Raw genomic sequence first — 23,048 nt, 5'->3', positions numbered from 1 at the left:
CGGGAAAGGCAATCGGCAAAACGTCTAGAGCATGCCGATCGCGATATCGCCGATGGCGTGGTCGTCCTCCGCCCCGGCGCCGGCGATGCCGAGGGCGCCGACCACCGCGCCGGCGTCGCGCCAGGGGAAGCCGCCCGGCTGCACCAGGATCTCGCCCAGCCCGGCCAGCTGCGCCGCCTCGGCCGGGTCGCGGGCGAGGCGAAGGGCTGGCTCTCGGGTCGGCTCGCCCAGATAAAGGGCCGCGGCCGCCCGGCGCCGGGCGATCTCCAGCGCCTGGTACCCGACGCCGTCCATCCGCGCCGCGGCGACGAGGTGGCCGCCGCGATCCACCACCACCGCCGCGATCTGCTGCTCGCGCCGTCCGGCCTCGGCCAGGGCAGCCGCCAGCGCGGCCTGGGCTTCGGCGAGGGCGGGGGCGAAGTCGGGCATGGCAGTCTCCGGGAAGTCAGAAAGGAGAATAGCGCAGCGTATCCCCCCTCTGTCATGCCCGGGCTTGACCCGGGCATCCAGGAATGTCGACGCCGCTCTGGGTGGCCCCTGGATCGCCGGGTCAAGCCCGGCGATGACAGACTGGTCTCGCGAAAGAATCGTACACGCTGCCACTTGATCCGGCGGCCGGTTGCGGCCACGCTCATTCCATGAGCTTCACGCTGACCGCCGAACAGGAAGCCATCCGCGATGCCGCGCGCGCCTTCGCCGCGGAGCAGATGGCGCCCCACGCCGCCCGCTGGGACGAGGAGCAGATCTTTCCGGTCGAGACGCTGCGACAGGCCGCGGCGCTGGGCTTCGCCGGCATCTATTGCGGCGAGGCGCATGGCGGCAGCGGCCTGACCCGGCGCGACGCCGCGATCGTGTTCGAGGAGCTGGCGACGGCCTGCGTCTCCACCGCCGCCTACATCTCGATCCACAACATGGTCGGCTGGATGATCGACAGCTTCGGGTCGGAGGAGCTGAAGGCGCGCTTCCTGCCGTCGCTGATGACGATGGAGCGCTTCGCCAGCTACTGCCTGACCGAGCCCGGCTCCGGCTCCGACGCCGCATCGCTGCGCACCCGCGCGGTGCGCGACGGCGACCACTACGTCCTGAACGGCTCCAAGGCCTTCATCTCCGGCGGCTCCACCTCCGACGTCTATGTCGTGATGGTGCGGACCGGGGAGGCGGGGCCGAAGGGTATCTCCGCGGTCGTGGTCGAGAAGGGCACGCCCGGCCTGTCCTTCGGCAAGAAGGAGAAGAAGCTGGGCTGGAACAGCCAGGTCACCACCATGGTGATCTTCGAGGACTGCCGCGTCCCGGTCGCCAACCGGCTGGGCGAGGAGGGCGAGGGCTTCAAATTCGCGATGAAGGGGCTGGACGGCGGCCGGGTCAATATCGGCGCCTGCTCGGTCGGCGGCGCCCGCGCCTGCCTGGAGGCGGCGCGCGGCCACATGCTGCAGCGCAGCCAGTTCGGCCGGAAGATCGCCGAGTTCCAGGCGCTGCAGTTCAAGCTGGCCGACATGGCGATCGACCTCGACGCCGCCCGGCTGATGATCCATCGCGCCGCGGATTCGCTCGACCGCCGCGACCCGGACGCGACCCAGCATTGCGCCATGGCCAAGCGCTTCGCCACCGACGCCGGCTTCCGGATCTGCAACGATGCGCTGCAGCTGCATGGCGGCTACGGCTACATCAAGGAGTATCCGGTGGAGCGCTTCCTGCGCGACGTCCGCGTCAACCAGATCCTGGAAGGCACCAACGAGATCATGCGCCTGATCGTGGCCCGCCGCCTGCTGGCGGAGTGATGGGCCGGAAGACACTGCCATGACCGACGAGATCCTGATCGACCGCGAAGGGCCGATCGCCATCGTGACGCTGAACCGGCCGAAGGCGCTGAACGCGCTGACGCTGGCGATGTGCCGGGCGCTGCTGCCGAAGCTGGCGGAGTGGGAAGAGGATCCGGGGCTGCACGCCGTGGTGCTGCGCGGCGCCGGCGACCGCGCCTTCTGCGCCGGCGGCGACATCCGCGCGGTGTACGAGCGGGGGCCGCAGGGCGGCATACCGGTTGGCGATGCGGACCAGGATTTCTTCTGGGTCGAGTACCGGCTGAACCACGCCATCCATCATTTTCCGAAGCCCTGGATCGCGCTGCTCGACGGCGTCACGATGGGCGGCGGGCTCGGCCTGTCGGTGCATGGCTCGCACCGGGTGACGACCGAGAAGACGCTGAGCGCCATGCCGGAATGCGGCATCGGCCTGTTCCCGGATATCGGCGGCGGCTGGTTCCTGTCGCGCTGCCCGGGCGAGATCGGCACCTATCTGGCCCTGACCGGCGCCCGCATCGGCGCCGCCGACATGCTCTTCACCCGGATGGGCACGCATCACGTCGCCTCGGCCAAGGTCGACGACCTGGTCGCGGCGCTGGCCGATGCCGGTTGGATCGGCAATGGCGGGCTGGTGGCGGAATCGGTGCTGCAGCGCTTCGCCGCCGATCCCGGCGAGCCGACCCTGGCGCCGCTGCGCCCGGCGATCGACCGCTGCTTCGGCCACGATACGGTGGAAGAGGTCCTCGCGGCGCTGGACGCCGAGGAGGGCGACTGGGCGAAGGCCGCGGCAGAGCAGATCCGCGCCGGATCGCCGACCAGCCTGAAGGTCACCCTGCGCCAGATCCGCCAGGGCAAGACCATGATCTACGACGCAGTGGCGGCGATGGAGTTCCGAATGGTCCATCGCTTCCTGGCGAAGCCGGACTTCTTCGAAGGCGTGCGGGCGCAGCTGGTCGACAAGACCCGCGACCCGAAATGGCGGCCGGCGACGCTGGCCGAGGTGGACGACGCCGCCGTCGCCGCCTATTTCCAGCCGCTGTCCGGCCGCGAGCTGAGCTTCGACTGATGAACGACAGGACGGGCGGTCCACGCCCGATGTGAGGAGGCCCCGATGTCGCTGCGTATCGCCTTTCTCGGGCTCGGCCATATGGGCCGGCCGATGGCGCTGAACCTGGTCAAGGCCGGCCACCGCGTGTCCGGATTCGACCCGGTGGACTCGGTGCGCGAGGCAGTGGCGAAGGAGGGCATCGCCGCCAAGCCGTCGATCGCTGCCGCGGTCGACGACGCCCAGGTGGTGATCAGCATGCTGCCGACCGGCGCCCATGCCCGTGATGCGTATCTCGGCGACAACGGCGTGTGCGCCAGCGCGCCGGCGGGCTCGCTTCTGATCGACTGCTCGACCATCGATGTCGACAGCGCCCGTCTGATCGCGAAGGAGGCGGCGGCCCGCGGCTTCGCCATGGTCGACGCGCCGGTCTCGGGCGGAACCGGCGGCGCCGCGGCCGGCACGCTGACCTTCATGGTCGGCGGTCCGGACGAGGCGTTCCATCGCGCCGAGCCGGTGCTGCAGGCGATGGGCAAGGCCGTGATCCACACCGGCGGGCCCGGCACCGGCCAGGCCGCGAAGATCTGCAACAACATGGTGCTCGGCATCTCGATGATCGCGGTGTCGGAGGCCTTCGCCCTGGCCGACAAGCTGGGGCTGGAGCGGCAGAAGCTGTTCGACGTGTCATCGAAGAGCTCCGGCCAGTGCTGGTCGCTGACGACATACTGTCCGGTGCCGGGACCGGTGCCGACCTCGCCGGCCAACCGCGACTACAAGCCCGGCTTCACCGCGGCGATGATGCTGAAGGATCTGCGCCTGTCGCAGGCGGCGGCCCAGGCCGCCGGCGCCGCCACCCCGCTCGGCGCCGCGGCGGCCGCGCTCTACACCCTGTTCGTCAACGAGGGCGCGGCCGAGACCGATTTCTCCGGCATCTTCAAGATGATCTCCGCCGAGAAATAGCGCCGGTTCCTTCCGGTTCGTCGGGCATAATCGCAGCCCAACGACTCGGGAGGGAGCCGGTGCGCAAGATCTCTGCGTCTATTGCCGTTGTTGTCCTGTCGCTGAGTGGAGCGCCGTCGATGGCCGCAGACTCCGGCATTCCCGCCCTGCCGCCGACCGACCAGCCGCTGCGCGACTTCGTCACCCGGGTCGAGGCGGACCGCCGCATCACCTTCCGGCTGTTCGCGCCGGAGGCGAAGGCCGTCTCGGTCGTGTTCGGCTCCATGGACCCGGCCAAGGTCAAGGCGACGCCGATGACCAAGGACGGGCGCGGCGTCTGGTCCGTCGTGGTCGGCCCGGTCGACCCCGACCTCTACGAGTACTACTTCAACGTCGACGGTTTCCGCGCGACCGACACCGGTACGAACGCGCCGAAGCCGCAGCGCCAGGTCAACACCAGCCTGATCCTGGTGCCGGGCAGCATCGTCGACACCAGGCCGGTGCCGCATGGCGACCTGCGGGTCGTGACCCTGACCAGCAAGGCGCTGGGCTCCGAACGGCAGATGCTGGTGTGGACGCCGCCGGGCTATGGCGACGGCTCGGCGCCGCTGCCGGTGCTGTACCTCTATCACGGCTTCGGCGACACGGTGTGGTCCTGGGTCACCCAGGGCCGGGCGCCGCAGATCCTCGACAATCTGCTGGCCGAGAAGAAGATTGCGCCGATGATCGTGGTGATCCCGGACACCGAGACCGACATCCCGGCGGCAGTGCCGGAGGATTTCCCGGGCAACACGCGGCGGCAGACCTTCTATCCGCCCAACGCCGCCGCGGCCGACCGCGAGCTGATCGAGGACATCATCCCGTATATGGAGGCGCATTACCGCGTGCGCACCGACGCGGCCGGCCGGGCGCTCGCCGGCCTGTCGCAGGGCGGCTACCAGGCCCTGGTCTCGGGCCTCGGCCATCTCGGCACCTTCGCCTGGCTGGCGACCTTCAGCGGCGTGTCGCAGACCACGGTGCCGGATGCCGGCATCGCCAAGGCGCTGGCCGACCCGGCCAAGGTGAATGCCAGCCTGCGCGGCTTCACTGTTACGGTCGGCAGCGACGACACGATCACCGGCAAGGACATCGCCGGGCTGCGGAAGGACCTCGACGCCGCCGGCATCCGCTACGACTACAAGGAATATCCCGGCCTCTATCACGAGATGGCGGTGTGGCGCCCCTCGCTGGCCGATTTCCTGCAGAAGATCTTCCGGGAATAACAAAGCGGTATGGAGATAAGTTCACCGTCATTGCGAGCGCAGCGAAGCAATCCAGGGGCCAGTGCGAACCGGCCCCTGGATTGCTTCGTCGGCTTCGCCTCCTCGCAATGACGGTGTGACTTAGGAGTCAGTCCCAGTCCGCGGCCTTGCCGGGGGCGAGGCCGTCTTCGCCCAGCAACCGGGCGACCAGGCGATCGGCCGCCGCATCGGGCGCCGGCTGGGTACCCGCGGCCTCGCCCGGGAAGCCCTGCTCGCGCAGGCGGGTGGCCATCGGGCCGGGATGGAACAGCGCCACGCGCAGCGGCGTCTTCGCCGTCTCGGCCGCATAGAGCCCGGCCAGGGTGTCCAGCCCGGCCTTGGCCACGGCATAGGCGCTCCAATAGGCGATGCCGCTGCGGGCGATGCGATCGGTGACGAAGACCGCGCGGGGCGCCGCGGCGGCGCGCAGCAGCGGGTCGACCGAACGGATCAGCCGGTAATTGGCGTTGAGGTTGAGGTCGAGCACCCGGGCCCAGACCTTTTCGTCGCTGTAGGCGACCGGGCCGAGATGGCCGAGCATGGCGGCGTTGGCGACCAGCAGGTCGAGCTTGCCGAAGCGCTGCGCCAGCGAGCCGCCGAGCAGGTCGATCTGCTCGAACTTCGACAGGTCCATCGGCACCAGCGTGGCGCTGCCGCCCGCGGCCTTGATGGCGTCGTCGGTCTGCTCCAGCCCGCCGACGGTGCGGGCGGCGCAGACGACATGGGCGCCGGCGGCGGCAAGCCGGACCGCGACCGCGGCGCCGAAGCCGCGCGACGCACCGGTCACGAGCGCGATCCGGCCCTCCAGAGGCCTGCTGGTCTCGGCCATCGGGTCAGACGCGCTCGGAGAGGGCGGAGCTGCGGCGCGGCGCCGCCGTGTGGTCGGTCAGCGGCGTCGGATAGTCGCCGGTGAAGCAGGCGTCGCAGAACTGGCGGGCATTGCCGGCCCGCTTCGGCGCGCCCATGGCGCGGTAGAGGCCGTCGATCGAGATGAAGGCCAGGCTGTCGACGCCGATCAACTCGGCCATCTGCTCGACCGAGTAGTTGTGCGCCAGCAGCTTCGACTTCTCCGGCGTGTCGATGCCGTAGAAGCAGGGATTGGTCGTCGGCGGGCTGGAGATCCGCATATGGACCTCCTTCGCGCCGGCGTCGCGCACCATCTTCACGATCTTTTGGCTGGTGGTGCCGCGCACGATCGAATCGTCGACCAGCACCACCCGGCGGCCCTCGATCATTGCCCGGTTGGCATTGTGCTTCAGGCGCACGCCGAGATGGCGGATCTGGTCGGTCGGCTCGATGAAGGTGCGGCCGACATAGTGGTTGCGGATGATGCCCAACTCGAAGGGCACGCCGCTCTGCCCGGCGAAGCCGATGGCGGCGGGCACGCCCGAATCCGGCACCGGGATGATGACGTCGGCCTCGACCGGCGATTCGACCGCCAGCTCGGCGCCGATCCGCCGCCGCGCCTCGTAGACCGAGGAGCCCTCGACCACGCTGTCGGGACGGGCGAAGTAGATGTATTCGAAGATGCAGAAGCGCCGCTCGGCCGGCTGGAACGGCTTGATGCTGCTGACGCCGCCGTCGGCGGTCAGCACCACCATCTCGCCCGGCTCGACGTCGCGGATGAACTCGGCGTCGATGATGTCGAGGGCGCAGGTCTCCGACGCCAGCACATGGCTGGTGCCCGACGCGGTCTCCAGCCTGCCCAGCACCAGCGGGCGAAAGCCCATCGGGTCGCGGATGCCGATGACGTGCTCGGGCGACAGGGCGATCAGCGAATAGGCGCCCTCGACCTGGCGCATCGCCTCGACCAGCCGGTCGATCACGTTGCCGCCGCGGGCGGTCGCCATCAGGTGCAGGAACACCTCGGTGTCCGAGGTCGACTGGAACAGGCAGCCGCGGCTGACCAGCTGGTGCCGCAGCCGGCCGGCATTGGTCAGGTTGCCGTTGTGCGAGATGGCGAAGCCGCCGAACTCGAAATCCGCGAACAGCGGCTGGACGTTGCGCAGCCCTGCACCGCCGGTGGTGGCGTAGCGGTCATGGCCGATCGCGGCGTTGCCCTTGAGCTGGCCGACGACCGATTGCGATGAGAAGGCATCGCCGACCAGGCCGTTGGCACGGTGGGCATGGAACTGCTCGCCGTCATGGGAGACGATGCCGCAGGCTTCCTGTCCGCGGTGCTGCAGCGCGTGCAGCCCCAGCGCGGTCATCGCGGCAGCCTCGGGATGCCCCATGATGCCAAAGATGCCGCACTCCTCACGGAGCGTGTCGCCGTAGAGGTCGAAAGGATCGGTCGTCAGCATGCCGCCGCGGAGGGTCCTGGGCCCTGGGCGCCATGGGCGCCGTTGGAGGTCTTGGCGCCTATATAGTGTCAACCGCCACCGGTTGCACCCGCGTTCGACGGGGGGGCCGGATGCGTCTGCGTCGGGTGTGTCGGGGTGATGCCGGGCACAGGCGGAGCGGAGGCCGGCGGCTGTGTCTGTTGCGGCTGCGCCGGTTGCGGCTGGGCTGGGGCGGGTGCCTGGTTCTGGTTCAGCAGGCTGCCGATCGGATCGGTGATGGTCTTCGGCGTCAGGGCCGGGGCCTCCTGCTTGGCCTTGTCGATGGCGCCGGCCAGCGCTTCCTGCGGCACCAGGCTCTTCAGATATTCGGCGCCGGCCTGCACCCAGGGCAGCATCCGGGCGTTCTCCAGCCAGGGCGGCCGCCGGGTCTCGGGGAACACCCAGGTCAGCAGCAGATAGGCGAGGCAGACCAGAACGGCGCCGCGCACCACGCCGAAGACGAAGCCGAGCGAGCGGTCGACGGCGCTGAGCGCCGAGCCCTTCACCACCCGGGCGACCAGGTGGCTGATGGTGGAGAAGATCACCAGCGCCACGACGAAGATGCCGACCCCGGTGAGGATGTCGGCCAGCAGCTGCATCTCGATGTACTGGCGCAGATAGGGCTTGGCGTCGCCGAAGGTCCACAGCGTCACCAGCGCGGCGCCGAGCCAGCCGGCGATCGACAGCACCTCGGCCACGAAGCCGCGCGCCAGCGCCAGGAAGGCCGAGATGGCGAGGATGATCAGGATCGCGATGTCGCCGGCGGCGATGGGAAGGCTATCCAGGATCGGTCTCCTCGAAACTCCTGCGGCGCCCGGCCGAGCCGGAACGGCCGTCGACATGGAACAGGGCCACAAGCTCCTCCAGCCGAGCGATGCTGCGCCGCTCGATGGGCAGCGCGTCGCGGCTGGGGGCACGGCCCCGCTTCGGGTGACCTTGTGGCACGATCGCGGCGGCGAATCCAAGCTTCGCGGCTTCCTTTAGCCGCGCGTCGCCTTGCCCCACCGCCCGGATCTCGCCGGACAGGCCGATCTCGCCGAACACCACGGTGTCGCGCGGCACCGGCACGCCGGTGAGGGAGGAGAGCAGGGCGGCCGCCACCGCCAGGTCGGCCGCCGGCTCGGCGATGCGCAGGCCGCCGGCGACGTTGAGATAGACGTCGTTCATGCCGATGGCGACGCCGCAGCGCGCTTCCAGCACCGCAAGCACCATAGCCAGCCGCGCATTGTCCCACCCGACCACGGCGCGGCGCGGGGTACCGAGGGGCGAGGGCGCGACCAGGGCCTGGATCTCGACCAACACCGGCCGCGTGCCCTCCAGCCCGGCGAAGACGGCAGCGCCGGAGACGTCGCCGCTGCGGTCGGCCAGGAACAGCTCGGACGGGTTGCTGACCTCGGCCAGGCCGCCGTCGGTCATCTCGAACACGCCGATCTCGTCGGTCGCGCCGAAGCGGTTCTTCACCGCGCGCAGGATGCGGAACTGATGGCCGCGCTCGCCCTCGAAATAGAGCACGGTGTCGACCATGTGCTCGAGCACCCGCGGGCCGGCGATAGCGCCGTCCTTGGTGACATGGCCGACGATCAGGAGCGCGGTGCCGCGGCGCTTGGCGTGGCGGATCAGCTCGGCGGCTGAGGCGCGGACCTGGGCGACGGTGCCCGGCGCGCTCTCCAGCGCGTCGAGGAACATGGTCTGGATCGAATCGATCACCACGATCTTCGGTCCGTCCGGCCGATCCATCGCGGCGATGATGTCGCGGACATTGGACGAGGCGGCGAGGCGCACCGGCGCCTGCGACAGGCCCAGGCGCTGCGCCCGCATGCGGATCTGGTCGACCGCCTCCTCGCCCGAGACATAGGCGCATTCGATGCTGCCGGCCAGGCGGCACAGCACCTGCAGCAGCAGGGTCGACTTGCCGATGCCGGGGTCGCCGCCGATCAGGATGGCCGAGCCGGGGACGATGCCGCCGCCGCAGACCCGGTCGAACTCGTCATTGCCGCTGCGCCAGCGCGGCTCGTCGATCGTGGCCGCGGCCAGGTCGGTGAAGGCGATGGCACGCCCGCCGCCGGCCTTGGCCCCGCCGAACGCCTTCGGCGCGGTCTCGACCACCTCCTCGACCAGGGTGTTCCACTCGCCGCAGGAATCGCAGCGCCCGGCCCAGCGCGAGTAGCTGGCGCCGCAGTTCTGGCAGATGTAGCGGGTCGCGTTCTTCGCCATGGCGAACCCTAAATCAGGACACCCGGACCTGCATCTGAATCGGACCGTCCGCGCGGCCGTGCACGAACTGGTCGACATAGGGATTGCCGGAGTCGTTCACCTGCGCCGCCGGCCCCGCCCAGATGATCCGGCCCTCGTAGATCATGGCGATGCGGTCGGCGATCTTGCGGGCGCTGGCCATGTCGTGGGTGATCGACAGGGTGGTGGCACCCAGCTCGCGCCGGCATTTCACGATCAGGTCGTTGATCACGTCGGCCATGATCGGGTCGAGGCCGGTGGTCGGCTCGTCGAAGAAGATGATCTCCGGCTCCGCCGCGATGGCACGGGCCAAGCCGACGCGCTTCTGCATGCCGCCGGACAGCTCGGCCGGGAACAGGGCGGCGACGTCGGGCCCGAGCCCGACCTGGGCCAGCTTGTCGACCGCGATCTCCCTGGCCCGCTTGCGGGATTCGCCGCGGCCCTGAATCAGGCCGAAGGCCACGTTCTCCCAGACGGTCAGGCTGTCGAACAGGGCGGCGCCCTGGAACAGCATGCCGAAGCGCTTCATCAGGTCGACCCGGTCGCCGCCGGACAGGTCCTGGGCCTCGGCGCCGTCGATCAGAATGCGCCCGCGGTCCGGGCGGATCAGGCCCAGGATCGACTTCAGCAGCACCGACTTGCCGGTGCCGGAACCGCCGATCACCACCAGGGATTCGCCGGACGCGACCTCCAGATCGATGCCGCGCAGCACCTGCTTCGGGCCGAAGGCCTTGTGCACGCCTTCGAGTTTGATCTTTGGGGTGGTGGTCGCCATCGCCGTCACCCCACGTAAAGGCCGGTGATCATGAAGTCGAACAGCAGGATCAGGATCGAGGCGGAGACCACCGCATTGGTGGTCGCCGCGCCGACGCCCTGCGCTCCGCCGCGCGAGTTGTAGCCGTGGTAGCAGCCCATCAGCGCGACGACGAAGCCGAAGGCCGCGGCCTTCATCAGGCTCAGCACGACATCCTCGACCTCCAGCGCCTGCCAGGTCGCCGTCATATAGGCCGACGGGTTGTCGCCCAGCCGGTAGACGCTGATCAGGAAGCCGCCGAACACGCCGATGATGTCGGCCACGATCACCAGGCAGGGCAGCATCAGCAAGCCGGCGATCAGCCGCGGCGCCACCAGGTACTTGTAGGGATTGGTCGACAGGGTGCTGAGCGCGTCGATCTGCTCGGTCACCCGCATTGTGCCGATCTCGGCCGCCATCGAGGCGCCGATGCGGCCGGCGACCATCAGCCCGGCCAGGACCGGCCCCAGCTCGCGCACCACCGACAGGAGGACGACGCTGGCGCCGAAGCCGCCGGCGCCGAAACGGCTGAACCCGGCCTGGGTCTGCAGCGCCAGCACCATGCCGGTGAACAGCGCCGTCAGCCCGACCACCGGCAGCGAATAATAGCCGATGTCGATCACCTGGCGCAGGAACAGCCGGGGATAGAAGGGCGGCTTCAGGCACTGCGCCAGCGCGGTCAGGGTGAAGAGCGCAAGGCGGCCGACCGCGGCGAGGAAGGCCAGGAAGGTGCGCCCGATCGTGGCGAGGAAGTTCATTCCGCGCCGCCGAGATAGCGCCGGACGTAGCGCCGGCCGAGGCTGGTCAGGATCTCGTAGCCGATGGTGCCGGCGCTCTCGGCCACGCGGTCGGGCGGCAGCTCCGGGCCGATGACCTCGGCCAGGGCGCCGGGCGCGGCCAGCGTTTCGGGAATGTGGGTCACGTCCACCGTGATCAGATCCATCGAGATGCGGCCGGTGATCGGCGCGGTGAAGCCTGCGATGCGCACGGCGCCGCGACCACTGGCGGCCCGCGGAACCCCGTCGGCATAGCCCACGGCGATCGTCGCGAGCCGGGCCGGACCCTCCACGCGGTGCGCGGCACCGTATCCAACGGTCATGGGGGTGTCAACGCGGCGGGTCTGCAGGATCCGGGCCTCGAGCCGCACCACGTCGGCCATCGGATTCGGCCGGCCCGGCGTCGGGTTGATGCCGTAGAGGGCGGCCCCCGGCCGGGTCAGGTCGCCGTGGAAGCCGCGGCCGAGGAAGATGCCGGAGGAGTTGGCGATGCTGACCGGCGCCTTCGGCAGCTTGCCCAGGGTGCGGCGGAACCGGTCGAGTTGCGCCTTGTTCATCGGGCTTCCGGCATCCTCGGCGCGGGCGAGGTGGGTCATCCAGGTGACCGGCGCGATGCCGTCCAGGACGCCCGGATCGGCGGCCAGCCGGTCCTGGTCCTCGGGCGCGAGGCCGAGCCGGTTCATGCCGCTGTCGAGATGAACGAAGCCGGGCAGGGCGGTGCCGAGAGCCCTGGCGTGCCCGGACCAGGCGGCGATCTCCCCGGGATCGTTCAGCGCCGGGATCAGGTCGTGGGCGGTGTAATCGGCGGCCAAGCCGGGCAGCAGGCCGTTGAGGACGACGATGCGCGCCTCACCGAGCACCGCCCGCAACGTGATTCCCTCCTCCAGATGGGCGACGAAGAAGCTGCGGGCGCCGGCGGCGAAGAGGGCGCGGCCGACCGGTGCGGCGCCGAGGCCGTAGGCGTCGGCCTTGAGCACGGCACCGCATTCCGCCGGGGCGCCTTGCGCCTGGAGGCGGCGCCAATTCTCCACGATGGCGTCGAGGTCGATGGTCAGCAGGGCGTTAGCCCGGCCGAACGCCGCCGCCTCACTGGTCATCGAAGCTGGGATCGGACTGCAGGTTGGAGAACTTGGTGTACTGGCCCTCGAAATGCAGCCGCCGCGTGCCGGTCGGGCCGTGGCGCTGCTTGGCGACGATGACCTCGGCGATGTTGTGCACCCGGTCCATCGCCGCCATCCAGTCCTGATGCTCCGGCGTGCCCTCGGGCGGCTCGGCCTTCGACAGGTAGTAGGCCTCGCGGTACACGAACATGACGACGTCGGCGTCCTGCTCGATCGAGCCGGATTCGCGCAGGTCGGCCAGCTGCGGCCGCTTGTCCTCGCGGTTCTCGACCTGGCGCGACAGCTGGGACAGGGCGATCACCGGGATGCTGAGGTCCTTGGCCAGGATCTTCAGGCCGCGGGTGATCTCCGAGATCTCCTGCACCCGGTTGTCGGTCTTCTTCGAGCCGCCGGCGCTCATCAGCTGGATATAGTCGACCACCAGCAGGCCGAGGTTATGCTGCCTCTTCAGGCGCATCGCGCGCGTTCTTAAGGTGCTGATCGAAACGCCGGCGGTGTCGTCGATGAAGAACGGCGTCTGCCGGATCAGGTTCGCCGCCTCGACCACACGCGGGAAGTCGGACCGCTTCATGTCGCCCTTGCGGATCCGTTCCGACGCGATCTCGGCGACTTCGGACAGGATACGGACGGCCAGCTGCTCGGAGGACATTTCCATCGAGAAGAAGCCGACCACGGCGCCTTCCTTGCCGTGCTTGCGCAGATAGGCGGTGGCGGCGTTGAAGGCCATGTTGGTGGCCAGCGCCGTCTTGCCCATGCCCGGCCGGCCGGCCAGGACGATCAGGTCGGACGGCTGCAGGCCGCCCATCATCTTGTCGATCTCGGCCAGGCCGGTGGTCACGCCGGTCAGCGGCGTGTCGCGTTCCAGCGCCTTGCCGGCCGCATCGACCGCACGCGCCAGGATGTCGCCGAAAGCCTCGAAATCCTTGCGCAGAACACCTGAGCTGGACAGGCGGTACAGCTTCTCCTCGCCCTCCTGGATCTGGGCGGGGCCGTCCATCTCGTTGTCGAGGCGGTAGGCGTCGTTGACGATCTCCTCGCCGGCCAGGATCAGCTGCCGCCGCAGCGACAGGTCGTAGATGGTCTGGGCATAGTCCTCGGCGTTCATCACCGAGACCACGCTGGCTGCCAGGTCAGTCAGGTACTGGGCGCCGCCGACGCCCTCCAGCTCGTTGTCGGTCTCGAAATACTGCTTCAGGCTGATCGGGTCGGCGACCCGGTTCTGCTCCGCGAGTCGCAGCGCCGCGGCATAGATCCGGCCATGGGCCGGGACATAGAAATGCTCCGGCCGCAGGAAGTCCGACGCCTTCTCCAGCGCGGCGTTGTTGGCCAGGATGGCGCCGAGAAGCGCCTGTTCGGCCTCCTCGTTCGCCGGCATCCGCCGGTAGGTCGGGCTCGCCATCGGGTCGGCGTTGTGAACGAGGGTGAGGGGGGATTCGGGACGCGACTTCTCCATCGGCCCAACCTACCGCAGCCGGTCGGTGAATCGCCAGCCATGCCCTGCTGTGGATATCGGGACCCGATTGTGGACGGATCTGTGGACAACCGGAATCCAGATATTGGATCAAGGGGTTGTCGGTTTGGTTGTCGACGCCGAAAAGCCCGCCTGCTGCCGTTTCGCGGCACCGTCCATGATGATGCGCGCGAGGCTGTCGTAATCGCCGTCGAAATGATGCCCGCCGGTGGTCTTGATCACCTCGGCGCCGGCCATGGCGGGGGTCGGGCAGACGGTGTCGTCCTCCTCCTCGCCGTAGAAGCACTGGATGCGGGCGGGATCGATCGACTTCAGCTCCGGCGCCACCGGCGGCGCGTCGTCGGCGGCGCTGACGCCGAGCCAGCCGGTGACGCGGATCTCGAAGTCGGTGCGCTCGGCCAGCCCCAGCAGGCTGATCTGGTCGACCTTGTCCTTCTCGGCCGCGGGCAGCCGGTTGTAGGCGAAGGGCAGGACGTTGGCGCCGAAGGAATAGCCGATCAGGATCACCCGCTGGGCGCCCCAGGCCTTGCCGTAATGGTCGATGATATGGGCCAGGTCCCTGGCCGTCTGCTCCGGCGTCTGCTGGCTCCAGAAATAGCGCAGGCTGTCGACGCCGACGACGGAAACCCCTTTGCTCTGAAGGGCTTCGCCGATGGTCTTGTCGAGATCCTGCCAGCCGCCGTCGCCGGAATAGATGATCGCCAGGGTGGGTGAGGGGCCGTCGGCCTTCAGCTCCTCCAGCGGCAGGCTGCTGACGGCGGAGGAGTCGGCATCCGCGGGCGCGTCCTGGTGCAGCATCGCCACGACCTGGTCGGCCAGCGGCGCATCCTTCGGCAGCGTCACCACCTCGCCGCCCGACTTCGTCGCGAGGTCGCTCGCAGCCGCATCCGGCTGCTGCAGGCCAATGCGCCACCAGCCGGGGATGTGCGGCTGCGGCCCGTAGGTGAAGCCGCCGCCCGGGGCCGGCGTCGCCACCGGCGTGTCGGCCGGGCCGGTACACAGCGGCAGCTTCGTCTTCAGCGGCGGCAGCGGGCCGATGCTGGCGCCGCCTTCGATCGTGGTCCTGGCCGCCGCCTGGGCGACCGCGCCATAGGCCACGGTCGCGCCCTGGCCTCGGCCGACCACGATCGGGGCGTGATAGGCGGAGAACTTGAACTCGCGCTCCAGCCTCTGGCTCAGATCCTCGAAGTCGCCGGCCGGGGAATGGCAGTCCTCATCGTCGCTGTGCTCCAGCCCGTCGAGATAGCTCTTCAGGTCGACTCCGACGACAAAGGCGCCGTTGCCCTGCAGCCGCTGCGCCGCCGCGTCGAACTCCGGGCTCCAGCCGGTGTCGTCCGACAGCAGGAAGACCATGGAGCCGGGCTGGCCCTCCGGCTGCCACAGCCGGACCGAGCCGAGGGTGCCGCCGTCATAGCTGCGCGCCGGCGCGGCCGAGGCGCGCTGGTCGGGGATCAGCCAGGCCGCGACGGCCAGGGCGGCCGCGGCGGTCACCGCCAGCCCGGCCGCGGCCAGCCAGGAGGTGCGTCTCATCGTGCCACCAACCCCTTGATCCCGCCGCCGATCAGCGCCGCGATGTCCGAGATCGCCAGGGCCGGGGCCAGGCCGCTCGGCGTCGCCAGGTAGCGCGGCTCCCACACCGGGTCGAACTTCTGCTTGAAGGCGCGCAGACCCTCGAAATTGTAGAAGCGGGCGCCGCTGCGATAGACGAAGCGGCCGATGCGGTGCCACAGCGGCGCCAGCGGGTGGCTCTCCATGCCGGACAGCGGCGCCATGCCGAGGCTGAACGTCTCGTAGCCCTGCTCCTTGTAGTGCACGATCAGCTTGGTGATCAGGTACTCCATCACCAGCTTGGAATTCGCCTCGGTGTGGCGCATCAGGTCGATGGCGACCTCGCTCTTCTCGTCGGTCACCATCAGCGTGGCGAAGGCCACCAGCCGGCCATGCTCGCGCACCAGGGCCGTGGGCGAGCCGTGGACGTAGTCCGGGATGAAGGCGCCGAGCGAGAAGCGCTTTTCCTTGGCCGCCTGCTTGTGCAGCCAGTCGTCGGAGACGGCGGCGAGTTCGCTGATCAGGCCCGTGCCGCCGCTGGCCGGCACGATCTCGAAGGTCAGCCCGTCCTTCTCGCCGCGTGACAGGGCATAGCGCAGCGCCTTCTTGCGGCTGCCGCCTTCGAGCGTGAAGGCGCGCAGCGGCACCCGCGCCTCTTCGCCCAGCTTCGACAGGGTCATGCCGGTGTCGAGATAGAGCGGCAGGGTCTCGGCCCGGACGCCGTAATAGGCCGGGCGGCCGCTGGCGGCCTCGGTCATCTCGCGAAAGCGCCAGATCAGCTCCGGCCAGTCCTCCCGCGCGCCGACCGGGTCGCCCAGCGCGGCCCAGGTGCGGCCCTGGATGGCGTACATCAGGAAGGCGCGGCCGCTGTCCGAGAACAGCAGCGCCTTATCGCCCATGCGCACCAGATTGGCCTCGGCGCGGGGCTGCTGCCGCAGGATCTGCTCGGCCTGGTGGAGCTCGGCGGCGGTGGGCGCCGCCATCCGGCCGCGATGGGCACGGACCAGGTGCCACAGGCCGTATAGCGTGGCCAGCAGGCTGACCGCGACCATGGCGCGCAGCGCGCGCGACGCCTCGTCATGGACCTCGAAGGTCCACCACAGGTCGTTGGCGTAGGCGACGTGGCGGAAGGAGAAGAAGGTCAGCCAGGCCATGCCGCCGACGACGCTGCCCAGCGCGATCAGCCAGCCCGGCGTCATCGGCTGGTCGAACAGGGCCGAGCGGCGCCAGAACTCCTCCCGGCAGGGCAGCATGATGACGAGGCAGAGCAGCAGCAGCAGCGCCTCGCGCCAGGCGAAGCCCTTGCCCAGCGCCAGCACGGCGCTGACCGCGAGCAGCAGCAGGGTCAGCCAATAGGCCGCGATCAGCCGCCGGAACAGGCCCCAGGCGACGACCAGCAGCGCCAGCCCGGTCATGGCGGCCAGGATGTGCGACAGCTCGACCACCGCGATCGGCAGGGCCTCCAGGATCTCGATGCGGCTCTTCAGCGTCGGCGTGGCCGCCGAGACCAGCAGCAGCGTGCCGACGACGAAGATCAGCGCCGCCATCACCGACGGCATCAGCCGGCCGGCGACATCGAGGGTCAGCCGGGTCGGCGCGTGGCTCTGCAGCCGGCGCAGACCCCGCGCCGTCTCGGCGCTGGCGAGGATGCCGACGGCCAGGATCACCGGGATCAGGAAATAGACTGCGCGGTAGACGACCAGCGCCGCGGCGATCGCCTGCGGCGGCAGCACCGGCCCCAGGCCGAGCAGCATCACCGATTCGAACACGCCGACGCCGCCCGGCACATGGCTGATGATGCCGGCCACGGTGGCGACGACGAAGACGACGAAGAAGGCGCTGAACGACACGCTGCCATGCGGCAGCAGCACCCAGAAGGCGAAGCCGGCGAACAGCAGCTCGACCGTCGAGATCACCAGCTGGCCCGCGGCGATGCCGAAGCTGGGCAGCGGGATCCGACCAAGAAGGGCTTGGTCCGGGCGGCGCAGGGCGCAGAGCAGCAGGAACAGGGCGGCGCCGGCCAGGATCACGGCGGCGCCGGCGCTGGTCCAGATGGTGTGGACGCCGAGCGCGCGGGTCAGCAGATGCGGCTGCAGCAGCACCGCCGCGGCGCCGACCGTGACGATGCCGAGGCCGAAGGCGAGGGCGCAGAAGCCGGCGACCCTGGCGATGTCGCCGAATTCCAGCCCGGTCGCGGTGTAGACGCGGTAGCGCACCGAGCTGGCGGTGACGAGGCCGCCGATGGTGTTGCCGACGGCATAGCCGCAGAAGCTGGCCAGCGCCATGGTCCGCAGCGGCACCCGGGCGCCGACATAGCGCAGCGCCGACCAGTCGTAGCCCATCAGGGCGATGAAGCTGCCGATCGTGCCCAGCAGTGCCAGGCCGGCCGAGGTCCAGGGCAGGGCGCGGATGCGGGCGATCAGGTCGTGCCAGCTCATCGCCGCCAGCTCCTGCCGGATCGCGTAGGCGGCGCCCGCGAACAGCAGCAGGGTGACGATGGTCAGCAGGGCCGGCTTCAGGCGCTGATGCATGGGCCGAAGGGTCACGGTGCCGGTGACGTCGGCCGCGTCGGCAGTCGGAACGGAAACCGCCTGCGGCTGTGCCGTGGACATGGACGGGAACTCGATTGGACCGGATCGGCCGGACGCTAATCCCACCCCGGCCCCGGATCACGTTAAGAGTTTGCAACCTGTTGTTCAGGTTGGGCGGAGAGCGCGCCCCAACAAAAAAGCGCGGACCCGAAGGTCCGCGCCTCTTCGATACAGGACCGAGCCCGACGGATTACGCCGGCTCTCCCTCGGTGCCCTCGGTCTCGGCCTCGGCGATGGCGGCCGCGGCAGCGGCCTCGGCCGCCGCTTCTTCCTCCTCGAGGACCGAGGCGACGACCATGCCGCCGCGCTCGCGCTGCATCTCGGCCTCTTCGGCCGAGCGGGCGACGTTCACGGTGACGATGACGCTGACCTCGGGATGCAGCCGGATCCGGACCTTCTCCAGGCCCAGGGTCTTGATCGGATGCTCGATCGCGACCTGGCCGCGCGAGACGGTGTAGCCGGCCTCGGTCAGGGCCTCGGCGATGTCGCGGGCAGTCACCGAGCCGTAGAGCTGGCCGGTGTCGCCGGCCTGGCGGATGACGACGATGTGGACGTCGTCCATGCGCCCGGCGACCTTCTCGGCCTCGCCCTTCAGCTTGAGGTTGTTGGCCTCGATCTGCGCCCGCTGCTTCTCGAACACGGCCAGATTGGCCTTGGTCGCGCGCAGCGCCTTCTTCTGCGGCAGGAGGTAGTTGCGGGCGAAGCCTGGCTTCACCTTCACCACGTCGCCGATCTGGCCGAGCTTCTCGACCCGCTCCAGCAGGATGATTTCCATCGGACCCTCTCCCTTACTTCACGATGTAGGGCAGGAGGCCGAGGAAGCGCGCGCGCTTGATGGCGCGGGCCAGCTCACGCTGCTTCTTGGCCGAGACCGCGGTGATGCGGCTCGGGACGATCTTGCCGCGCTCGGAGATGAAGCGGCCCAGCAGCTTGGTGTCCTTGTAGTCGATCTTCGGCGCGTTGGCGCCGGAGAACGGGCAGGTCTTCCGGCGGCGGAAGAACGGACGGCGTGCACCCATCGCGCTCATGCCTGGGCTCCTTCACCTTCGGCCTGGTCGCGGCCGAAGCCACGGTCCCGGCGCTCGCCACGATCACCGCGGTCGCCCCGACCGTCGCGATCGCGGCCATCGCGATCGCGGCCGTCGCGGTCACGGCCGGCCCGGCTCTGCATCATCACCGACGGACCCTCCTCGAGGGCGTCGACGCGCAGGGTCAGGGTACGCAGCACGTCCTCGTTGATGCCCATCAGGCGCTCCATCTCGGCCACGGCGGCCGCGGGGGCGTCGATGTTCAGCAGGACGTAGTGGCCCTTGCGGTTCTTCTTGATCCGATAGGCGAAGCTCTTCAGGCCCCAATACTCGGTCTTGGTGACCTTGCCGCCGTTCTCGGTGATGATGTTGGTGAAGCCCTCGGTCAGGGCCTCCACCTGCGCGGCGGACACGTCCTGCCGCGCGATGTACACGCTCTCGTAAAGTGGCATGGTGACTCCTTATGGCTGTTCCCGGCATGGCGCTGTGCGGCGGACCGCCAGCCGCCCATGCCAAAGCCGGCCGCTATGCCGCGCGGCCGGCAAGGAGCATCGACGAAGGCGCGCACTATACTCAGGAGCGAGCGGAGATCAAGCGCGATCGGAACCCTGTATCGTCGATCAGGCTTGACTTGCAGTGGCGAGGCTCTAAGACCAGCGCCCTCATTGTGATGCGGGGGAACGCCGCCATGGCGCGCGCTTTCGTGTTTCCGGGACAGGGCAGCCAGGCTGTCGGCATGGGCAAGGCGCTGGCCGACGGGTCGGCCGCCGCCCGCGATGTCTTCGCCGAGGTCGACGCGGCGCTGGGCCAGAAGCTGTCCGAGCTGATGTTCGGCGGCGACATCGAGACGCTGACCTTGACCGAGAACGCCCAGCCGGCGCTGATGGCGGCCTCGGTCGCCGCGGCGCGGACGGTGGCTGAGCGGTCGGGCAGGTCGCTGGCGGATTTCGCCGGATTCGTCGCCGGCCATAGCCTGGGCGAGTATTCGGCCCTGGCCGCGGCCGGGGCGGTCAGCGTCGCCGACGCGGCCCGGCTGCTGCGCCTGCGCGGCCAGTCGATGCAGAAGGCGGTGCCGGTCGGCGTCGGCGCCATGGCGGCGCTGCTGGGCCTCGACCTCGACCAGGCGCGCGACGTCGCCGCCCGCGCCTCGACCGCGGACTCGATCTGCACCGCGGCCAACGACAACGCGCCCGGCCAGGTCGTGGTCAGCGGCCACAAGGAAGCGGTCGAGCGGGCGATGGCGCTGGCGGCCGAGCTCGGCGCCAAGCGCAGCATCCTCCTTCCCGTCAGCGCGCCCTTCCATTGCCCGCTGATGGCGCCGGCGGCCGAGGCGATGCGCGCGGCGCTGGCCGAGGTCGAGATCAAGGCGCCGGCCGTGCCGGTGGTGGCCAATGTCACCGCAGCGCCTGTGACCGCGCCGGACGAGATCCGCCGCCTGCTGGTCGATCAGGTGACCGGCACCGTGCGCTGGCGCGAGAGCGTGCTTTACATGAAATCCGCGGGCGTGCAGGAACTGGTCGAGCTCGGGGCCGGCAAGGTGCTGGCCGGCCTCGCCAAGCGCATCGACCGCGACCTCGCCGCGGTGTCGCTGCAGACGCCCGAGGAGATCGACGCCTGGATTGCGTCGACCGGCGCCTGAAACAGAGGCCGAAGCACAAGGGATGGAGAGCATGTTCGATCTGAACGGCAAGTCGGCGCTCGTCACCGGCGCCTCGGGCGACATCGGCCGCGCCATCGCGACCCTGCTGCACGCCCAGGGCGCCGTCGTGGCGCTGTCCGGCACCAAGGTCGAGAAGCTGGAGGCGCTGGCCCGGGAGCTGGGCGGGCGGGCGCATGTGACCCCGGGCGACCTGTCGAGCGCCGAGGGCGCCGAATCGGTGGCGAAGGCGGCCGAGGCCGCGACCGGCGGCCTCGACATCCTGGTCAACAATGCCGGCCTGACCCGCGACGGCCTGGCGATGCGGATGAAGGATGAGGATTTCGAGACCGTCCTCGACGTCAATCTGGTGTCCGGCTTCCGCCTGGCCCGTGCGGCGCTGCGCGGCATGATGAAGAAGCGCTGGGGCCGGATCGTGTCGATCACCTCGATCGTCGGCCACACCGGCAATCCGGGGCAGGCCAACTACGCGGCCTCCAAGGCCGGTCTGACCGGCATGACCAAGGCGCTGGCGCAGGAGGTGGCGAGCCGCGGCATCACCGTCAACTGCGTCGCGCCGGGCTTCGTCACCAGCGCCATGACCGATGCGCTGAACGACGAGCAGAAGGCGCGGATCTCGGCCACGATCCCGATGGCGCGGATGGGCGAGCCGGCCGAGATCGCGGCCGCGGTCCTGTATCTCGCCAGCAACGAGGCGGCCTATGTCACCGGCCAGACCATCCATGTGAATGGCGGAATGGCGATGGTTTGACGTCGCCAGGGCTGGACATGGCCAGATGCTTGGCCATGTTCGATCAGGTGTGTTATGTGACCGCGGGTTACGGGGCGGTCACTCGTGCGGGGGTTCAGCACTGCGGAATTCAGCCCCGTTCCGCTCTCTTGAAAGGTAGAACGAATGAGCGACATCGCCGAGCGCGTTAAGAAGATTGTCGTCGAGCATCTCGGCGTCGAAGAAGGCAAGGTCACCGAGTCGGCCAGCTTCATCGACGATCTGGGCGCGGACAGCCTCGACACCGTCGAGCTGGTCATGGCGTTCGAGGAGGAGTTCGGCTGCGAGATTCCGGACGACGCGGCCGAGAAGATCCTGACGGTGAAGGACGCGATCCAGTTCATCGAGCAGCACTCGGCCGGCTGATCGCAGGCCCTTTGCCACACGTTCCGCCGCAGAACCGGATGAAATGATGCGACGTGTCGTAATCACCGGCATGGGGATGGTCACGCCTCTCGGTGCCGGTGTGAAGACCAACTGGGATCGACTGATCGCCGGCCAGTCCGGCATCGGGGCGATCTCGACCTTCGACGTCTCGGATCTGCCGGCGCGGATCGCGGGCATGGTGCCGCGCGGCACCGGCCCGGGCGATTTCGACGTCGACAGCGCGGTTCCGCCCAAGGACCAGCGCAAGAACGACGTCTTCATCCACTACGCGATCGCCGCGGCCAATGAGGCGATCGCGAATTCGGGATGGGTGCCGCCGACCGACGAGGCGCGTGACCGCACCGGCGTCATGATCGGCTCGGGCATCGGCGGCCTGCAATGGATCGCCGAGGGCTCGCTGACCCTGGAGGAGAAGGGGCCCCGCCGGATCTCCCCCTTCTTCATCCCGGCGGCGCTGATCAACCTGGCCTCCGGCCAGGTCTCGATCCAGCACGGCTTCCGCGGACCGAACCATGCCGTGGTCACGGCCTGCTCGACCGGCGCGCACGCGATCGGCGACGCGGCGCGGCTGATCATGTGGGACGATGCCGACGTCATGGTGGCGGGCGGGGCGGAGGCGGCGGTGTGCCGGCTCGGGCTCGCCGGCTTCGCCGCGGCGCGGGCGCTGTCCACCGCCTACAACGACACCCCTGACCGGGCCTCGCGCCCCTATGACAAGGGCCGCGACGGCTTCGTCATGGGCGAGGGGGCCGGCGTGGTCGTGCTGGAGGAGCTGGAGCACGCCAAGGCGCGCGGCGCCACGATCTATGCCGAGGTGGTGGGCTACGGCCTGTCGGGCGACGCGCATCACATCACCGCCCCGCCGGACGACGGCAATGGCGGTTTCCGGGCGATGTCGGCGGCGCTGAAGCGGGCCGGACTGAGCCCGTCGGACATCGACTACGTCAACGCCCACGGCACCTCGACGCCGCTCGGCGACGAGATCGAGCTCGGCGCGGTCAAGCGCCTGTTCGGCAATGCGATCGAGACCGTGTCCATGTCCTCGACCAAGTCCGCGATCGGGCATCTGCTCGGTGCGGCCGGCGCGGTCGAGGCGATCTATTCGGTGCTCGCGGTCAACCACGACGTGGTGCCGCCGACCCTGAACCTCGAGGATCCTTCGGACAGCTGCCTCGGCGTCGACCTGGTGCCGAGGCAGGCCAAGGAGCGGCCGGTGCGCGCCGCGCTGTCGAACAGCTTCGGCTTCGGCGGGACCAACGCGTCGCTGATCTTCCGCGAGTACGTCTGAGTT

22 protein-coding genes are annotated in these 23,048 nt (G+C 69.7%); 8 read left to right on the top strand and 14 right to left on the bottom strand.

Annotated features, from left to right (window positions below; genetic code table 11):
• Positions 1-24: 24 nt before the first annotated feature.
• Positions 25-429 carry a heme-binding protein gene (locus tag LG391_RS02890; RefSeq protein WP_225766093.1) on the bottom strand — a complete coding sequence of 135 codons (405 nt, stop codon included), beginning with the start codon at positions 427-429 and terminating at the stop codon, positions 25-27.
• A gap of 209 nt (positions 430-638) precedes the next feature.
• On the opposite strand from LG391_RS02890, the gene LG391_RS02885 reads away from it, so the two are divergent.
• From LG391_RS02885 to LG391_RS02870, 4 genes are all read left to right on the top strand, one after another.
• Positions 639-1,778 carry an acyl-CoA dehydrogenase family protein gene (locus tag LG391_RS02885; RefSeq protein ID WP_225766091.1) on the top strand — a complete coding sequence of 380 codons (1,140 nt, stop codon included), beginning with the start codon at positions 639-641 and terminating at the stop codon, positions 1,776-1,778.
• Between the two features lie 19 nt (positions 1,779-1,797).
• Positions 1,798-2,865 carry an enoyl-CoA hydratase/isomerase family protein gene (locus LG391_RS02880; protein WP_225766090.1) on the top strand — a complete coding sequence of 356 codons (1,068 nt, stop codon included), beginning with the start codon at positions 1,798-1,800 and terminating at the stop codon, positions 2,863-2,865.
• A 45-nt stretch (positions 2,866-2,910) separates the two neighbouring features.
• Positions 2,911-3,804, top strand: coding sequence for a 3-hydroxyisobutyrate dehydrogenase (gene mmsB / locus LG391_RS02875; RefSeq protein WP_225766088.1), 894 nt, complete (start codon positions 2,911-2,913; stop codon positions 3,802-3,804).
• Between the two features lie 119 nt (positions 3,805-3,923).
• Positions 3,924-5,045, top strand: a complete 1,122-nt coding sequence (locus tag LG391_RS02870; protein ID WP_225766086.1) for an alpha/beta hydrolase-fold protein — start codon at positions 3,924-3,926, stop codon at positions 5,043-5,045.
• A gap of 127 nt (positions 5,046-5,172) precedes the next feature.
• Here LG391_RS02870 and LG391_RS02865 read toward each other — a convergent pair whose 3' ends face one another.
• The 13 genes from LG391_RS02865 to rpsF all read right to left on the bottom strand — a co-directional run bounded on the left by LG391_RS02865 (position 5,173) and on the right by rpsF (position 19,396).
• A complete protein-coding gene (locus LG391_RS02865) occupies positions 5,173-5,892 on the bottom strand; it encodes an SDR family NAD(P)-dependent oxidoreductase (RefSeq protein WP_225766085.1) in 720 nt (239 codons plus the stop codon).
• A 4-nt stretch (positions 5,893-5,896) separates the two neighbouring features.
• Positions 5,897-7,366, bottom strand: a complete 1,470-nt coding sequence (gene purF / locus LG391_RS02860; RefSeq protein WP_225766082.1) for an amidophosphoribosyltransferase — start codon at positions 7,364-7,366, stop codon at positions 5,897-5,899.
• A 68-nt stretch (positions 7,367-7,434) separates the two neighbouring features.
• Positions 7,435-8,226, bottom strand: coding sequence for a CvpA family protein (locus LG391_RS02855; RefSeq protein ID WP_225766080.1), 792 nt, complete (start codon positions 8,224-8,226; stop codon positions 7,435-7,437).
• Positions 8,162-9,598, bottom strand: a complete 1,437-nt coding sequence (gene radA, locus LG391_RS02850; RefSeq protein ID WP_225766078.1) for a DNA repair protein RadA — start codon at positions 9,596-9,598, stop codon at positions 8,162-8,164. The genes LG391_RS02855 and radA overlap by 65 nt, the downstream gene beginning before the upstream one ends.
• A 13-nt stretch (positions 9,599-9,611) precedes the next feature.
• Positions 9,612-10,391, bottom strand: a complete 780-nt coding sequence (locus LG391_RS02845) for an ABC transporter ATP-binding protein (RefSeq protein ID WP_225766066.1) — start codon at positions 10,389-10,391, stop codon at positions 9,612-9,614.
• 5 nt (positions 10,392-10,396) lie between these two features.
• The gene (locus tag LG391_RS02840) at positions 10,397-11,167 is read right to left on the bottom strand and encodes an ABC transporter permease (protein WP_225766064.1); all 771 of its coding nucleotides are present in this window, start codon (positions 11,165-11,167) and stop codon (positions 10,397-10,399) included.
• Entirely contained in the window at positions 11,164-12,282 is a 1,119-nt protein-coding gene (alr, locus tag LG391_RS02835; protein WP_225766062.1) for an alanine racemase, read from the bottom strand. The genes LG391_RS02840 and alr overlap by 4 nt, the downstream gene beginning before the upstream one ends.
• A complete protein-coding gene (locus LG391_RS02830) occupies positions 12,272-13,759 on the bottom strand; it encodes a replicative DNA helicase (protein WP_225766060.1) in 1,488 nt (495 codons plus the stop codon). The genes alr and LG391_RS02830 overlap by 11 nt, the downstream gene beginning before the upstream one ends.
• A 108-nt stretch (positions 13,760-13,867) precedes the next feature.
• Positions 13,868-15,307 carry a virulence factor family protein gene (locus tag LG391_RS02825; RefSeq protein ID WP_225766058.1) on the bottom strand — a complete coding sequence of 480 codons (1,440 nt, stop codon included), beginning with the start codon at positions 15,305-15,307 and terminating at the stop codon, positions 13,868-13,870.
• The gene (gene mprF, locus LG391_RS02820) at positions 15,304-17,937 is read right to left on the bottom strand and encodes a bifunctional lysylphosphatidylglycerol flippase/synthetase MprF (RefSeq protein WP_225766056.1); all 2,634 of its coding nucleotides are present in this window, start codon (positions 17,935-17,937) and stop codon (positions 15,304-15,306) included. Before mprF ends, LG391_RS02825 begins: the two co-directional genes overlap by 4 nt.
• A 169-nt stretch (positions 17,938-18,106) precedes the next feature.
• The gene (gene rplI / locus LG391_RS02815; RefSeq protein WP_225766054.1) at positions 18,107-18,691 is read right to left on the bottom strand and encodes a 50S ribosomal protein L9; all 585 of its coding nucleotides are present in this window, start codon (positions 18,689-18,691) and stop codon (positions 18,107-18,109) included.
• A gap of 13 nt (positions 18,692-18,704) precedes the next feature.
• On the bottom strand, positions 18,705-18,944 hold the full coding sequence (gene rpsR / locus LG391_RS02810) for a 30S ribosomal protein S18 (RefSeq protein ID WP_026872743.1): 240 nt from the start codon (positions 18,942-18,944) through the stop codon (positions 18,705-18,707).
• Positions 18,941-19,396 carry a 30S ribosomal protein S6 gene (gene rpsF, locus LG391_RS02805; protein WP_225766043.1) on the bottom strand — a complete coding sequence of 152 codons (456 nt, stop codon included), beginning with the start codon at positions 19,394-19,396 and terminating at the stop codon, positions 18,941-18,943. Before rpsF ends, rpsR begins: the two co-directional genes overlap by 4 nt.
• Before the next feature lie 236 nt (positions 19,397-19,632).
• On the opposite strand from rpsF, the gene fabD reads away from it, so the two are divergent.
• From fabD to fabF, 4 genes are all read left to right on the top strand, one after another.
• Positions 19,633-20,583: an ACP S-malonyltransferase gene (gene fabD, locus LG391_RS02800; RefSeq protein ID WP_225766041.1), complete on the top strand. Its 951-nt coding sequence runs from the start codon at positions 19,633-19,635 to the stop codon at positions 20,581-20,583.
• A gap of 31 nt (positions 20,584-20,614) precedes the next feature.
• Positions 20,615-21,352: a 3-oxoacyl-[acyl-carrier-protein] reductase gene (gene fabG / locus LG391_RS02795; RefSeq protein WP_225766030.1), complete on the top strand. Its 738-nt coding sequence runs from the start codon at positions 20,615-20,617 to the stop codon at positions 21,350-21,352.
• A 144-nt stretch (positions 21,353-21,496) separates the two neighbouring features.
• On the top strand, positions 21,497-21,736 hold the full coding sequence (locus LG391_RS02790) for an acyl carrier protein (RefSeq protein ID WP_225766028.1): 240 nt from the start codon (positions 21,497-21,499) through the stop codon (positions 21,734-21,736).
• Between the two features lie 46 nt (positions 21,737-21,782).
• Entirely contained in the window at positions 21,783-23,045 is a 1,263-nt protein-coding gene (fabF, locus tag LG391_RS02785) for a beta-ketoacyl-ACP synthase II (RefSeq protein WP_225766026.1), read from the top strand.
• The last annotated feature ends 3 nt before the right edge of the window (positions 23,046-23,048 follow it).

Source organism: Inquilinus sp. Marseille-Q2685 (genome assembly GCF_916619195.1).
Lineage (GTDB): Bacteria > Pseudomonadota > Alphaproteobacteria > DSM-16000 > Inquilinaceae > Inquilinus.
The sequence above is the reverse complement of the archived record's forward strand: the minus strand, read 5'-3'. Positions and strand labels throughout refer to the sequence as shown.